Consider the following 13,159-nt stretch of genomic DNA (forward strand, 5'->3'; position numbering starts at 1 on the left):
CGACCATGCCAGAAGGCCAACCGGCCACCGGCCCCAACTACCACTACATGGGGCTGCCCGGCGCCCGCGCCATGCTGACCAACGCCAGCGCAGAGACCTACGCCAACCTCGTCACCACCCTCAAAGCCGACGCCGGCAAGGGCGCCATCATGTGCATCCACGGCGGCGTCGGCCTGGGCAAGACCTTCGCCGTCAACAGCCACCTCGACGACCTCGCCCCCCACACCACCCTGCGCATCAAAGTCGGCTCCGCCAAAATCCAGGCCCTGCGCGCTGCCCTGTACAAGAAGCTCGACCTGCCCGGCGAAGCCCCCCTCAACAGCACCCGCTGCGAAACCCTGCTCAAGGAAGCCTTGTCGGAGACCCCGCGCGTCCTGGTCGTCGACGAAGCCCAGTGGCTGGACACCCGAGCCTTCGAATTCATCCGCGAACTCTGGGACGACGAGGACACCCGCCTCGCCGTCATCCTGGTCGGAGCCGAAACCTGCTACCAGAAGATCAAGAACCGTCCTGCACTCGACTCCCGCATCCTCATCTGGCAGCGATACAAGCCCCTCACGACCACCGAAGTCCTCACCGTCATCCCCGAGTACCACCCGCTGTGGGCGGACGTACCCGCAGACGAACTGCTGTGGATCGACGACGTCGCCTGCCACGGCAACTTCCGCCAGTGGGCCAAAATCACCTACCTGCTCAGGGAAGAGCACGGCGCCACCGATATGAACAAGCAGGGCCCCGGCAGCGCGAGTCCCTCGCAGCCGCCCGCTCCACACGGCGCGGCCGCACCGCTTCCTGCCTATAGTCGGGACCTCGTGCGGGCCGTCCTCAGCCGCCTCGACCCCACCCAACGGCACACCGACTGACGCGTTCCCACCTCCATGCCCCGGCCCCCGGACGCACCGCACCGTCATCGGAGCCTGGCGGCGCCGTACCGACACGAACGCGGCGATGTCCCAGGCCCGGTGGCCGTAACCGTGGGGGAGCGGCCGGCAGCGTCGAAGGACCAGCCCGCCACAACCAGCGCACCATACAGGCCGGTTGACTCGGCTCCACCGGGCAGACCCACGGCCAGGGCAACCTGCGCCGCTGGGCCCTGCTCACCCAGGGGCGTCCCTCAGGAGCCCCAACTTGCCGGATCCCAGTGCCTACGACGCGGAGCCGGTTGACGGCGCCGTGGGCGGGGGAGTGGGCAGGGACGGAGGCTGCACCAATCCGGTGACGAACGGCTGAGCTCCGACAAGCAGCAGTGCAGCGATCCCGGCGCCGAAGGCTGCCGTGACGGTGGAGGCCCAGGTCGTCAGGGAGCCGAGGTTGTGGACGTCGGCCAGCCGCGAAAGATGGTAGGAGTGCTGGGCCAGTACTTGTTGGTCCGACCACAGGCCCAACGTCATGGCGAAGGTTGCCAGTTGCAGCACGGAGACCACCATGCGGGTCCAGACAGGGACCGACGCCGGGGTCAGGAGCAGATCGAGCAAGGTCGGTCCCACGGCGGCAGCCGACAGCCACAGGGCCTTGGCCAGTCCGGTGCTTCCCCGCAGCAGCGGGTAGAAGTAGCCGAACAGAAAGCCGTACCCGGCCCAGCGCAGCAGCGCGGGCAGCAGCGTCCCCACCGCGGTGAGCAGAGGGTACGGGCCTCCGGGATGCAGGTCGGCCGAGCCGACGAGGTCGAGGATGGTCCAGGGCAGCCCGATCAGCCCGCCGGCCAGGGCGCAGGACTTTGCACGGGACCAGGGGCGGCGGCTGACGAATGACCCGAACGCGGCCTGCTGTGCGGTCGGTTGTGGCTGATGAGAACGCCGGCGCACGTGCCGGTCCTGCGTGGCAACCAGCTCGAGCGTGCGGATACGGCGGGCGTTTTTTCTGGCGTCTTCTGCGGTGCCGTCATGGTCTCGCTGAATCTTGCGGGCCCCCGGCAGCTGGCGGCGGGCGGCGCCGGCAGCCACGGTGATGGACATGGCCCGTTGCCGGTCATTCGCACCCTGCCCCAGCGCGTGAACGGCGAGGGAAACACTGTTGGCAGGCAACAGCATCCAGACGCTCGCAGCGGCCGCGCCCAGCGCCCACACGGACGCGGTGTGGAAGAACGTGTAGGAGCTCGTTAGTACGAGGAAGGCCGTCACCCGGCCCATGACGAGGTGACGGCGCAACGCCCCTGTGCTTGTCACCGGAGCGTCGCCCAGGCTGCGCAGAGCGATGATTCCGGACAGGACGGCCAGCGGAGCGAGCAGACCGTCCAGGGCCTGGGCGAAGTTCAGCAGGTGGAACCAGCCCTGACCCGCGTCCGTGCGCAGGTCCCAGGGCACGACGAGAGCCAGCGCGCAGAGCGTGAGTATGGGCCAGGCCCAGCGCGGCAGACCGTGCCCTACTGGCTCCGGCGTCCTGAGCTGGTTCAGTTCCCGTGCCGTGAGCTGTACGAGAACCAGCAGTGCCGCAGCTCCGGTGCCCAGTACAACACCCCAACGCATCAGCCACGGAAGGTATCCGCCGAAATTCCTCAGGGGTGCAATCGTATTGAGGATGATGGCGACGGCGATCAGGAAGCCCAGCGCGGGCATGGACGGACCGCCCCTGCGGCGCAGCTTGTGCCACAGCCGTGCCCCCGCCCAGGCGCCGAGCCCGAGCAGGACGAGCGTGCCCAGTTGCACCAGGACGAGCGACCGTGAGGGCGTGCGGGCCGGCTGTTGGAGCTCGATGAGAATCCCGGAGTAGAAGCACGCCGTCGCCCCGGCTGCAGCAGCCATGATCCGCGCGCCCCAGTATGCCGGGCGCGGCCGCGTCGTATCGCTGAAGGATGCGCCTCGTGCCGCCGTCGGCAGCACGCTCAGAAGTCCTGCGATCAATATGACGAGGCTGCCAGCCTCGGACACGTAGGACATCGGGTTCCAGTGGAGCGCACCTTCGAGATGCCGGATCGCCGGGTTGATGAGGACGTCGCTCAGTTTGTTGTCCACCTGCTGGGTGGCCTGCGCGAGGGTCAGGGCGAGGTGCCAGGTGAGCAGGAGGCCTGTCAGGGCGAGAAAGTGCCGCCACGCTGGCCGGCTGGGCCCTGCCCGTCCCATGAGCAGCAGCACGGCCCAGGGCACCGCGGCAAGGAGTGCCGGTGTTGCATCGCGCAGGGCCTGCCACGCACTCGACAGGACCTGCACAGTTCCTGTCCACCACGACGGTGCCTTTAGCCCCGAGGCCAGGCCGTCGCCGGGCTGAACCGGCGAGCCAGGTGCCGCGACAACCTTCCAGCCACGATCACCGGGCCGTGCTGTGAGGTGCCGGGCATCTTGCCGCGAAGGAGTCAGGCCGCTCCGTCCGGTGATCACTCTGTGCTGGGTCGTCACCGTCACGGTGCCGGTGGACGAGCTGCCATCGCCGGAGAGCGTCAGACGGGACGAGGGCGCGGGAAGAAGACGGTCCGTGCCCGTAGTGGTGACGGTGACGCGTTGCCCGGCCGAGTCTGCGCCTGCCTTGCGGTCCGTGATGGTGACGACGGGAGCCGTCCATGCCAGTACGTAGTTGTCGCGCCCGATGAAGCCGAACACCTGGTCGGCGAACGAGACCGGATCCGCTGCAGCCTCGCCGCCCACTACGCGCCTGACCGTTGAGCTGCTGGCGGGCAAGGACACCGAGGCTTTGACCCGGAAGGACCCGTCGTCCGCCTCCTGGATGTCGATGTGGACGGGATACGGCTTCCCATGGCCCCAGCGGCAGGTTCCGGCCGTGTTCGATTCATTGATGATGGGTGAGGGCCGGCACACGTCGTTGCTGACAGCAGGCCTGGGGGCGGCTATCTGCTGAAGGTCCAGCACGAATCCGCTCAGGACCACGATGAGCACCAACATCCCCAACAACACGGCTCGTCGCAGCAGACCGCGCACACTGCCCTCCCCCCAAGGTGAGGGCACTGTAGCTCTGATCGACGCGGCACGGCACCTGACTTGGTGCAACGAAGCCGCTGGCGGTCGAGAAGGCCCGCCGATACGGCTCGAGATGAGCCGAGACGGCCTGCGGAGCCCTCATACGTTGCAATGGGCCAGCGCCCCTCTCAAGGTTGGCACACCGTGCAGACCCGAGTCCTGCACGCCTAACTGCGCTGGCGCAACGCCGACGCCCGCCACCGCGACGTCCTGGCCGCCGATCGCAAGGAACGCGCTCGCATCCACAGAGAGAAGCATCCGCTGGGGCCTTCGCCCCCTCACGAACATGGCCTGACCCAACAACCCGGCGACCCTCCGAGTCGAAGTGTTAGGCAGTGCCCGGATGGTGCGTGATCAGCACGCCGGCAGGCGGCTGGTCGGGATCGAACTCCGGCGGCCTGGACCAGTCCATGATGTCAAGGAAGTTGACCTCACCACCGACAAATTCAGCAGCGCGGAAGTGGACCCGGCCACCGACAAACTTGGCGCGGTCGAAACAGACCAGACCAGCGACGAACTTGGCTTCCTCGAAGGAGACGGTGCCGCCGCTGAACGTTGCGTCGGGAAAGTAGACCCGACCGCCTTGGAACTCTGCAGCCCAGAAACCCACAACGCCACCAGCGAAGCTAGCGTCGTGGAAGGCAACCTCCCCGCTGGAAAACTTGGCGCGCTCGAAGATGACCGTGCCACCAGTGAACCTTGCGTGAGTGAAGTCGCCGCCGTCAAAGACGGTTCCGGTGAAGTCGAAATCGTGTCCGCACCATGAAACGACTGCGTCGTCCCGAAGGTGGGCGGTGATGACACGTATGACGGTGTGGCGGACCTCCCGGGAGTGAAGCCAGCCGATGTACTCAGGGGAGGTGTCGGCTGGCGCGGGCGGGTACGGCATGCGCAGGTAGGCACACAGCACATCGATGCAGGTCTGCCGATGGGCTTGCCAGTCGTCTGCGAGGCCGGCCATTGCGTACACTCCGGCCAGGCGTACCGCGGCTTGTTCGTGTCCGAGTTGTCCCGCAGCTGAGCTGAACCGCTCATTGAACACCCGGCTACGTTCACGATCTTCTTTGGACTGGTCAAGTTCGTGGGCGTACTCGGCGAGCCGCTGTCGCCGATAGGCCATGACAAGCGCCACGAGCCCGCCCGCCCCTGCTACCAGAGCGAAGCTGACCTTCAGAAGATCGAACAAGGTGCCCGCCGACACCCGAGGTTCTCTCTTGATCTCGCGGAACCCGAGCAGGGCGCCTCCGATGAGCGTTGCCCCGGTCAGCATGAGCAGCGCTACGACGATGGTCAACGCAAGAGCCCAGCCGATCGGAAGCAGCCCCAGCCGTCCACAGCCCGAAGCTGCCCGCCGGCCTGGCGGATCCGCATGGTCACCGTTCATCCCCGGAGCGTAATACCGCGGTGGGTAGTGGCGATTAGAAATCACGGGGACTCAGCTGGCCGGGCGGGCAATCCGACGGGGAGGACGCCCTCGCGCCAACACGGCCTAACCAACCCGGTGAGCCTTCCCGGTCCTGCTCCAGGGTGTCGCCCGTTGGAGCAGCCCGTGGCGCACAGCAGCCCGCGGTAGGCGGCCACCGTCGGGTGGCAGAGGCGGTGAGGGAGCGCCGGACTTCCCTGATCTGTGAGGCGGTCGGATGGCTGCCGGTTACTGCGCGTGAGACAGGCGGGATCGCCGTGTCCTTCGGTCGTTGTGTTGTACCGGATGTGAGGTTGAGTGTTCCGGGGGCGCTGGGGACCGATTCTGATCGTGCTGTGTCCAGCGATGACCGTTATGCGCGTGCAGGGACGTCGGATACCGCAGCGATGTCATTTACGTACCGTAGTGGTAGGCATTCGTTTGAGTGAGCATGTAGCGTCCCCCCAACGCACGAGTGAGCCCCGGCACGGCGGGATACCAGACCGGGGCCCAACTCAACTCTCTGCTTCGACCAAGGAGTTGGAATGCCCCCTGACCGAATCTCCGTCTTCGGCCGTTCACTGGATCTGAGCCGGCCCAAGCGGTTCGACCGTAACATCCCGCAGCAGGCCGCGGTTGAAACCCGCGAGCTGCGTGACAGGGAAGTCAACATGCAGGTAGGGGCGTTCATTGCCGCCCCCGTCCTTGGCATCGTGCTGGTCTTGCGGCCCGAGATGTATGAGCTCGCTGTAGCGGCGGTCTGCATGCTGCTGGCCGCAACACGTCGCTCGCACCTGCGCTACCGGCGCCTTCGCACCGCCTGACGAACACGTGTCCGCCGCCCGGACAGCCATCACTGCCGGGCGGCGGACACCAGGCCTGCGGCATCCGCGCCCGCCCGGTCGCGGATGAGGGAGAAACAGGCACTGACGGCTTCTGTCGAATCTCCCCATTTCCGCACGCCCTTCGTCCCCGGTAGCACCTTCGAGGAAGGGATGACCCCTGTCATGACGCCCAAAGACCCTGGCCCCGCCCACTGCCTCAACCCCGGCTGCGGCAATCCGATCGGCCGCAGCGCCGGCTCCGGACGGCCGCGCCATTACTGCAGCGACGCCTGCGGTCGTGCCTACCGCAGGGCCCGCGAGAAGTCGCCCACCCCCGACGCGCTCGCGCACAACGAGTTCGCCGACCAGGTCGCCGACGACCTGGCCCGAGTGATCACCCACATGCTGCGCTTAACCCATGCACAGCAGCCGCTGGCAGCCCTGACCCTGCTGCGCGTCGTAGAAGGCGATCTGGAAGACCTCAAGGCAGTCCTGATCCAACAGGCGCGCGACCAGCGGCAGAAGAACGCCGACATCGCCCAGTGCCTGGGCCTGCCCCCGGAGCAGCTCACCCGCAAGCTCTCCGCCGACGCCGTACGCCGCCGCATGGACAGCCGCCCACTACGCACCCGGACACGAGTCCGCCTCCCCCGTCAGGCCGCCGCCCCGCCGCCCACCTCGGCACCGCGCACGGTCTCCACGACCCGCCTCCCCGGCCAGCGCCGCCCGGCCTCCAGCAGGGGAGAAATGACTCCCTCCCGGGCCAGAGACCCCGACCGTCACCCGACCGGCCCGGCCGCCGTGCTCACCCGCGCTCTGTCCCATCTGCAGCGCCTCAGCGGCAAGACCCTGCGCGAGCTGGCCGAGGACACCGACGTGTCCGCCTCCTACGTCTCACGCGTCCTAAACGGCGAGCGCTGCCCGTCATGGAAGGTGGCCCGTCTGCTCACCCTCGCCTGCGGGGGAGACCCGGCGGAGATCCAGCCGCTGTGGGCGGCCGCCCGCGGACAAGCCCCCACCCAGCGCCAGAGCCTGCCGGCCGCCCTGCGCGGCCTGCACCTGGCCGCCGCCCGGCCCCGCACCGACGAACTCGGCGAGCACACCCACCTGACACCGCATGCCATCACCGGCATGCTCGACGGCACCGCCCTGCCCGCCTGGGAAGACGTCGAGGAACTCGCTCACGCCCTCAACGCCGAAGCGCAGCCGCTTCGGCCCCTCTGGAACGCCGCATGCGCCGCCCTGGCCGGCCCGCTGCCCAGCACGGCCGGCCCCGTCACCGAGGTGATCGGATGACCACACACGCCACGCGCCAGTCCACCTGCCCCCCCGCCGCTCCAGCCCGTATCCCACGCCCCCGTACCAGCAGCCTGCCGCGCGAGCCAGCCAGCCTGACCCCGGCGCTGCCGCCCGCCTTCGAGGCCTTCTGCGCCCTCAACCGCGACAGCTACCTCGACTACGCCCGCGCCCACCTGCCACCCACACAGGCCCACCGCCTGGTGTGCAGCGTCCTGGGCGAACTCGCGGTCGGCTGGTGCGACATCGTCAGCAACCCCAACCCACCTGCCCGGGCCTGGGCACTGCTGCGCACCCGCGTGCAGACCGCTGCGCCTGCTCCGATCACGCTCGATGCCTGCCCAGCGCAGCAGTACGACGCGCTGGTCCTGCACTGCCGGCTCGGTTACACCAGCGCAGCCGCTGCCGCCGTGATGGGACTGGACGCGAGCAAGGTCCGCTACCTGGTCCTATCGGCGACCACAGCCCGCCGCCAGGCCGTACGGCACCTCAGCCCCCGGCCCGCCGCCTCCCATGCGGCCTGACGGCAGGGACCTGCCGCGCCCTGCACAGGGGTGCCGTGGGCGCTGCTGCGACGCGCCGCGGCAAAGGGTGATGCCCAACCGGCCGCAGGAGCGCAACGGATGCATGGGGCGCTAGCCCTCCAGGCGTTGTCAGTCGGACTGCTGCTCGGGCTGCTCACTGTGGGCAGCCGGCTCAGCCACCTCGGGGGCGGTGTAGAAGACGGACGCACCCTGCTTGGTGCGCTGGGCCTGATTCCTGGCCACGAGCCCCTCGAGCGTCGTGCGGACCACGGTCGTCTTGACGGCGCGCTCGGGGTGCTGCTGTCCCAGTGCGGCGCTGATTTCGGTGGCAGAACGGGGTTCGCTCTGGCCTGCCAGATGTTCGCGCACGAGGTCGACGAGCGTGGGCGTGGTCGACGAGGCGGCCGGCGTCTTGGCAGGGCTCTTCTTGCCGGTTCGTTTCCGGGCCGGTGCGGCGGGCTTCTCGACCTTCGTCTGCTTGCCCTTGCTTGTCGCGGCTGCTCGCTTCTTGCGGGGAGCAGGCACCGTCGCGACGGGTTCGGCTGCAGGGGCCGCGGGCACCGCCGTGATGCCGAGGGCCTGCTGGATGTTCACCAGGACGGAGTGGTCGTGCCGCAGGGCGGCCAACTGCGCCTGGAGCGCATCGATTTCACCGCTGAGACGGTCTTGCTCCTTGAGGTTGCGTTCAAGGTCCCCCGCCACCTGCGCGCTGTACTGTGAGGCCAACTCGGTGGTTTCGGCAGTGGTTTCGGACATCGTGCTCACACCCTTCCTGGGTGCTACGGCCAGCAAGCAGCGAGCTCGCGGCGTATGCAAAATCTAACGTGTGTGCTGTTTCACCTGGTGCCATGTGAGCAGTAGCAGTTACTGCCGCACAGTTGTGTCTAGCGATAGTACGCATGACGAGCCTGGGTTGTTCTCTGCTGCAGGCTGAGATTGCGACAGGCAGGACGGGCTTGTGGGCCGGTGTGCATGTGTGGTGCGGGGCAGAGAGCTGCTGTCCGCGCAGCTGACTATTGACTGATCAAACAGTTCACGGTCTGTACAGAGAAGCGTGCGGCGCCTCATGAGACCGGCTCGTGCGCCGGAAAGCTGGGTGTTGGTTGCTGTAGGCCAAGCGCGGTGCGGCGGGGTGGGTGTTGATCCATGAGAGGCCGCCGAGGTCGAGGTGCTGTCGGGCGCGGGTGACGGCGACGTAGGCGAGGCGGGCGTCGGTGTCGTTGACGGGTTCCGGGATGGGGTGTCCTTCGGCATCGTGCTGGTCGGTGTCTCTGGGCGGTGGGAAGTCGTTGCCGATCTGGACGGTGGGCCATTCGCGGCCTTTGGCGGTGTGGGCGGTGGAGACGGTCACGTCGGCGTGGGCCTCGTCAGAGAGTTGGTCGACGGCGGTGAGGATGGCGTCGGGGCCGTGGGTGTCGACGAGGTCGACGAAGGGCTGCAGGTCACGACCGGCAGGATCGTAGGCGGCGTAGTCCTGGACTTCGCCCCAGGAGGGGAAGAGGACGAGTTCGGGGTGGGTGGTGCGGCGGCCGTCTTTGAGGTCGCGGGCCGCGAGGGCCAGCGAGGCGAGCTGCTGTCCTCCCCGGGTGAGGGCGACGCGGTGGCCGGCGGCGAGCAGGCGCATAACTTCGGCCATCGCGCCGATGTTGGTGCGGCACAGCACCGCGTCCGGCCGGTCGAGGCTGCCGACTTCGGTTGCGATGGTGTCGGTGCCGGTGAGGCGGATGGGCGCGTCGGCGAGCGTGAGCCAGCGGTTGGCCTCTTCGGCGATCGGGGGGCCGAAACGGAAGGAGCGGGTCAGGGTGAGGGGAGTGGCGTCGAAGCCGGCCATCACGTCGCGGGCGCCGCGCCAGCCGTAGATGGCCTGGGCGGAGTCGCCGACCATGACGAGCTGGGCGTGGCCGCGCTGGGCGGCGAAGACCTCCTCGAGGACCGGGTTGGTGTCCTGGGCCTCGTCGAGGAAGAGGAAGTCGGCTTCGATCGTGGGCTCGGTGAGGGCCCACATTTTCAGGTAGTGGTCGTGTTCGAAGCGGACCACGCCCCGCTCGGGGTTGTGCAGGTCGTCCCAGGCTTTGAGAGCGAACGGCAGTACCTGGTGGGCGAGTTGGGTGTGCCCGGCGGGTGTGTCCAGGCCGCGCAGGCGCGGCACGTGGTGGCGGGCCAGGGTGCGGTCGGCGGAGTAGCAGTAGTGGGTCACGGTGCGCAGCACGGAGTGGGAGAGCGCCCGGGGGCTGATCTCGTGATCACCGATGCGGACCGGGCGGGTGATGCCGAGTGCCTGGCCGGTCTTCCATGCGGGCTGGCGGGGGCTGTTGAGCCGGTTCGTGAAGCGGTGGCCGAGGGCGGCGTAGGCCGTGGCGTGGGCGGTCTTGCACAGCACCGTGCGCGGGAAGCGGGTGGCGGCATCCCGGGCGATGTCCTTGTTGAAGGCGAGGTAGCGGCCGCGGCGGCAGGTGCTGTCGGCGAGCAGGCCGAGCGTGCTGGTCTTCCCCGTCCCGGCGCCGGCCTGCAGGACGAGATGGTGACCGGCCCGGAAGGCATCGACGGCATGGGCCTGTTCGTCGGTGGGCGTGTGCAACAAGGGCTCCGATGAAAGGGATCGAGGAACGGAAGGAGAGGCGTCTGCAACCCCTGTGCCGGGGCGTTGCGGGGGAGGAGGAGCTACGGCGCTGTGCGGGTGGGCCGGTGCTGACGGCCGTACCGCAGGCCGACCACGCAGGCCAGTACTTCGTCGGGCGTGTGGTGGGCGAGCAGGCTCTTGAGCCGGTTCTCCAGACGCCGGGCGCGTTCCTGCTCCTCCCGGGTGAGGGCCGCGGTCACGCGCCGGCGGAGCAGGTCCTCGGGCCGCTGTCCCACGACGGCCGCGTCCCGGCGCAGTGCCCTGTCGGCTGTGTGGCTGAGGGCGACGTTGAGCAGGATCTGACCGTGCTGGTCGGGGTAGTGCGTGCTCAGGACGTCGATGGGCAGCAGCGCGTCCAGCCGGTGCCGCAGGGTATGCAGGACGCCGCCGGGGCTGCGCGCGCCATGAACCGCCATCAGCCGGGTACGGTCCGCGTTTGCGGCCAGGGGCACGCCGCCGCGCGCATGCCGGAGTTCGCCGGGGGTGGCGGGTCTGGTCAGGGTGATCTCGACGGCGTGGTGCGGCGTCACGGCCGGGCCCCCTGCCGAGCGCGGCCCGCAGACCCGGGGCGCCGGGCGGGGGCGGGCAGGCGGCCGTGGATGTGCTCGTGATGGCGCAGCGGGTCGAAGGGCTCCCACTCGGCCACCGCCAGGTCGGCGGCCGTGGGCGAGGCTGCGTGCTGCGGGCAGCGCTGGGCGCGCCAGCGCAGCTGCTCGGCGTAGGGAACGCGGCCGAGATCGTAGACCGCCATGACCTCAGCGGGCAGGGCCAGTTGACCGCTCGTCGCGGTGGCGGGCACCAGCCTCCAGGTGCCGCCCATGGCATCGGGGGTCAGCAGCGGGGTGGCGCAGCGGTGGCGGCGCCGGGTCTGGGCGACACACTGGATCTCATCCACCGGCCGGGACGCGAGATAGCGGACGTACAGCAGCTGCACGATGGGCCGGGCCGGACGGCAGACGGCCGGCTGGGGCGCCATGCTGTCCGGCGAGGCCGGGGGAGGGGTGAAGACACCGGAGTCGATCAGGCGGCGGGAACGCACGGCCAGCGACCGGCGCAGCCCGGCCAGCTCGCAGGGGGACGGGGGAGTGTCTCGGGCGGGACAGACGACGGCGTGCGGCAGACGGCACCAGCTGCTGCCGTCCCCGGCCGGGTGGGCAACGCCGGAGCTGACATGCCAGCGGCAGGCTGCGGGCACCGGGCGGCCGGCAGTTCGTGCGGATGGAGACGGACCGGTCGGTGATTGCTGCGGTGGTACCACTCGATCCGGTTGCCGCACTCGCGGCACCGGTCGCTCTGGCCGCAGCGCAACAGCCGGCTGACGCCGTCGGGGGTGATCTGCAGGGAGCGGCGCACGCGATGGGCGAGGACCGGACTGCCGTCCCAGTGGCGGGGGGAGGGAGGTGTGGAGCGCATGCGCGCGAACCTGCCAGCCAACACGCCGCATCCGCGGCAGTGGTGGGGCCGGATCGCCCGCCCGGCCGCACGAGATGCGACTGGAGTGCGAATGTGCGGTCGCATGTTCGATGCGCTCTCGCCGGTTCGGGTGATCCGCGGCGGCCGCTCGGACGGGGTGTCAGTCCCCGCTGGGCCCGGGCAGGTCGTGCCCACGGCACAGCGTGCCGAAGAGCTCGTCGAACGGGGTGCCCAGGGCGTGGGCGAGGGCGTGCCAGGTCTTCAGCGTGCCGATGGTGCGGCCCTGCTCAATCTCGATGACGGTGCGTCTGGCCAGGCCGCTGCGGGCGGCGAGCTCGTCATAGGTCCACCCGCGCGCGGCCCGCAGGCGCGCGAGTTCCAACCGCAGCGCGTCGAGGTCCGGATCGGGCGGCAAGATCGTCACCCGTCCATCCGACGGTGCAGACCCCTGCCCTGTCAGTGCAGACCTCTGCCCTATTTCCGCAGGTCGCCGCCTCAGCGAAAGGGCAGAGGTCTGCACTACGGTGGGCCGCCGGCCCCACAGCCCCGACGAGACCGGCGCGCAAACAACAGGAGGAACACGCGCCCATGAGGCTGCGCACAACATGCCCAGCGACGCCACGCGCCTGGACCGTGGAACTACACTCGCGCCCCAGCGGGCTCGTCCTCGTATGCCAGCACTGCCCCCACGGCACCACACCCATCACCGCAGCCTCCGCTCGCTCAGCCGCCCTCTCCCACCTCGCACGACACGCGCGCGGCGACCTCCGTCCCCCGCACCTGCGGATCTGCCAATGCCGCGAACGCGGCTGCCGCTGGCACTCCCGCCACCGCGGCTGCACCGGCCCCATCCGCCTTCTCCTCGCATGCGAACACGGCGGACGGCTATGGCGACTCGTCGACGCCTGCAGCGCCTGCGCCGCAGCAACAGCACAGGCCGCCGTCGTACCCGACACCGTCCTCACCCGCGCACCTCAGCAGCCGACAGCCGCCCGGCGACGCGGCAGACGCCACCCCAAGGGCCCGGGTGAACGGATCCGGGTCCGCGAAATGCTCAGCTACCTCGCCACCGCGCTCCCGGGGGACACCACGGCCGCCGCGCACCTGCTGGCGCTGCAGTGCGCGCTCCGCATGAACGCCAGAATGCAAGTCCGGCTGCCCAGGGGTGTGTT

At 69.4% G+C, this 13,159-nt stretch carries 10 protein-coding genes and 2 pseudogenes; 5 read left to right on the top strand and 7 right to left on the bottom strand.

Going from position 1 to position 13,159, the window contains the following annotated elements:
• The first annotated feature begins 5 nt into the window (after positions 1 to 5).
• Positions 6 to 863, top strand: coding sequence for an AAA family ATPase (locus tag ABT254_RS43160; protein ID WP_351483182.1), 858 nt, complete (start codon positions 6 to 8; stop codon positions 861 to 863).
• Positions 864 to 1,145: 282 nt separating this feature from the next.
• On the opposite strand, the gene ABT254_RS43165 is transcribed toward ABT254_RS43160, so the two are convergent.
• Entirely contained in the window at positions 1,146 to 3,869 is a 2,724-nt protein-coding gene (locus tag ABT254_RS43165) for a hypothetical protein (RefSeq protein WP_351483183.1), read from the bottom strand.
• Positions 3,870 to 4,046: 177 nt separating this feature from the next.
• Here ABT254_RS43165 and ABT254_RS43170 point away from each other — a divergent pair.
• Positions 4,047 to 4,203, top strand: a pseudogene (locus ABT254_RS43170) (IS630 family transposase); the annotation flags it as partial.
• A 33-nt stretch (positions 4,204 to 4,236) separates the two neighbouring features.
• On the opposite strand, the gene ABT254_RS43175 reads toward ABT254_RS43170, so the two are convergent.
• Complete coding sequence (locus ABT254_RS43175; RefSeq protein WP_351483184.1) at positions 4,237 to 5,292, bottom strand: pentapeptide repeat-containing protein; 1,056 nt, start codon at positions 5,290 to 5,292, stop codon at positions 4,237 to 4,239.
• Positions 5,293 to 5,855: 563 nt separating this feature from the next.
• Between ABT254_RS43175 and ABT254_RS43180 the strand changes: the two genes are divergently transcribed.
• From ABT254_RS43180 to ABT254_RS43190, 3 genes are all read left to right on the top strand, one after another.
• Complete coding sequence (locus ABT254_RS43180; protein WP_351483185.1) at positions 5,856 to 6,134, top strand: hypothetical protein; 279 nt, start codon at positions 5,856 to 5,858, stop codon at positions 6,132 to 6,134.
• A gap of 183 nt (positions 6,135 to 6,317) precedes the next feature.
• On the top strand, positions 6,318 to 7,430 hold the full coding sequence (locus tag ABT254_RS43185) for a helix-turn-helix domain-containing protein (protein WP_351483186.1): 1,113 nt from the start codon (positions 6,318 to 6,320) through the stop codon (positions 7,428 to 7,430).
• Positions 7,427 to 7,954: a hypothetical protein gene (locus ABT254_RS43190; protein WP_351483187.1), complete on the top strand. Its 528-nt coding sequence runs from the start codon at positions 7,427 to 7,429 to the stop codon at positions 7,952 to 7,954. The genes ABT254_RS43185 and ABT254_RS43190 overlap by 4 nt, the downstream gene beginning before the upstream one ends.
• 129 nt (positions 7,955 to 8,083) lie before the next feature.
• On the opposite strand, the gene ABT254_RS43195 is transcribed toward ABT254_RS43190, so the two are convergent.
• The 5 genes and pseudogenes from ABT254_RS43195 to ABT254_RS43215 all read right to left on the bottom strand — a co-directional run bounded on the left by ABT254_RS43195 (position 8,084) and on the right by ABT254_RS43215 (position 12,411).
• The gene (locus tag ABT254_RS43195) at positions 8,084 to 8,710 is read right to left on the bottom strand and encodes a hypothetical protein (RefSeq protein WP_351483217.1); all 627 of its coding nucleotides are present in this window, start codon (positions 8,708 to 8,710) and stop codon (positions 8,084 to 8,086) included.
• A gap of 277 nt (positions 8,711 to 8,987) precedes the next feature.
• Positions 8,988 to 10,532 (bottom strand): UvrD-helicase domain-containing protein, encoded by a 1,545-nt coding sequence (locus ABT254_RS43200; RefSeq protein WP_351483188.1) that lies wholly within the window; start codon positions 10,530 to 10,532, stop codon positions 8,988 to 8,990.
• 83 nt (positions 10,533 to 10,615) lie between these two features.
• Complete coding sequence (locus ABT254_RS43205; RefSeq protein ID WP_351483189.1) at positions 10,616 to 11,104, bottom strand: hypothetical protein; 489 nt, start codon at positions 11,102 to 11,104, stop codon at positions 10,616 to 10,618.
• A pseudogene (locus ABT254_RS43210) lies at positions 11,101 to 12,092 on the bottom strand (DUF6083 domain-containing protein). Before ABT254_RS43210 ends, ABT254_RS43205 begins: the two are co-directional and overlap by 4 nt.
• A 55-nt stretch (positions 12,093 to 12,147) precedes the next feature.
• Positions 12,148 to 12,411, bottom strand: a complete 264-nt coding sequence (locus ABT254_RS43215; RefSeq protein WP_351483190.1) for a helix-turn-helix transcriptional regulator — start codon at positions 12,409 to 12,411, stop codon at positions 12,148 to 12,150.
• Positions 12,412 to 13,159: the final 748 nt, after the last annotated feature.

The organism is Streptomyces sp. NPDC001137, from assembly GCF_040298885.1.
Lineage (GTDB): Bacteria > Actinomycetota > Actinomycetes > Streptomycetales > Streptomycetaceae > Streptomyces.

Excerpts from the sequence above, each read along its gene's own strand:
- ABT254_RS43175 (WP_351483184.1), bottom strand. The coding sequence starts at position 5,292 with ATGAACGGTGACCATGCGGATCCGCCAGGCCGGCGGGCAGCTTCGGGC.
- ABT254_RS43160 (WP_351483182.1), top strand. The coding sequence starts at position 6 with ATGCCAGAAGGCCAACCGGCCACCGGCCCCAACTACCACTACATGGGG.
- ABT254_RS43195 (WP_351483217.1), bottom strand. The coding sequence starts at position 8,710 with ATGTCCGAAACCACTGCCGAAACCACCGAGTTGGCCTCACAGTACAGC.
- ABT254_RS43185 (WP_351483186.1), top strand. The coding sequence starts at position 6,318 with ATGACGCCCAAAGACCCTGGCCCCGCCCACTGCCTCAACCCCGGCTGC.
- ABT254_RS43180 (WP_351483185.1), top strand. The coding sequence starts at position 5,856 with ATGCCCCCTGACCGAATCTCCGTCTTCGGCCGTTCACTGGATCTGAGC.
- ABT254_RS43190 (WP_351483187.1), top strand. The coding sequence starts at position 7,427 with ATGACCACACACGCCACGCGCCAGTCCACCTGCCCCCCCGCCGCTCCA.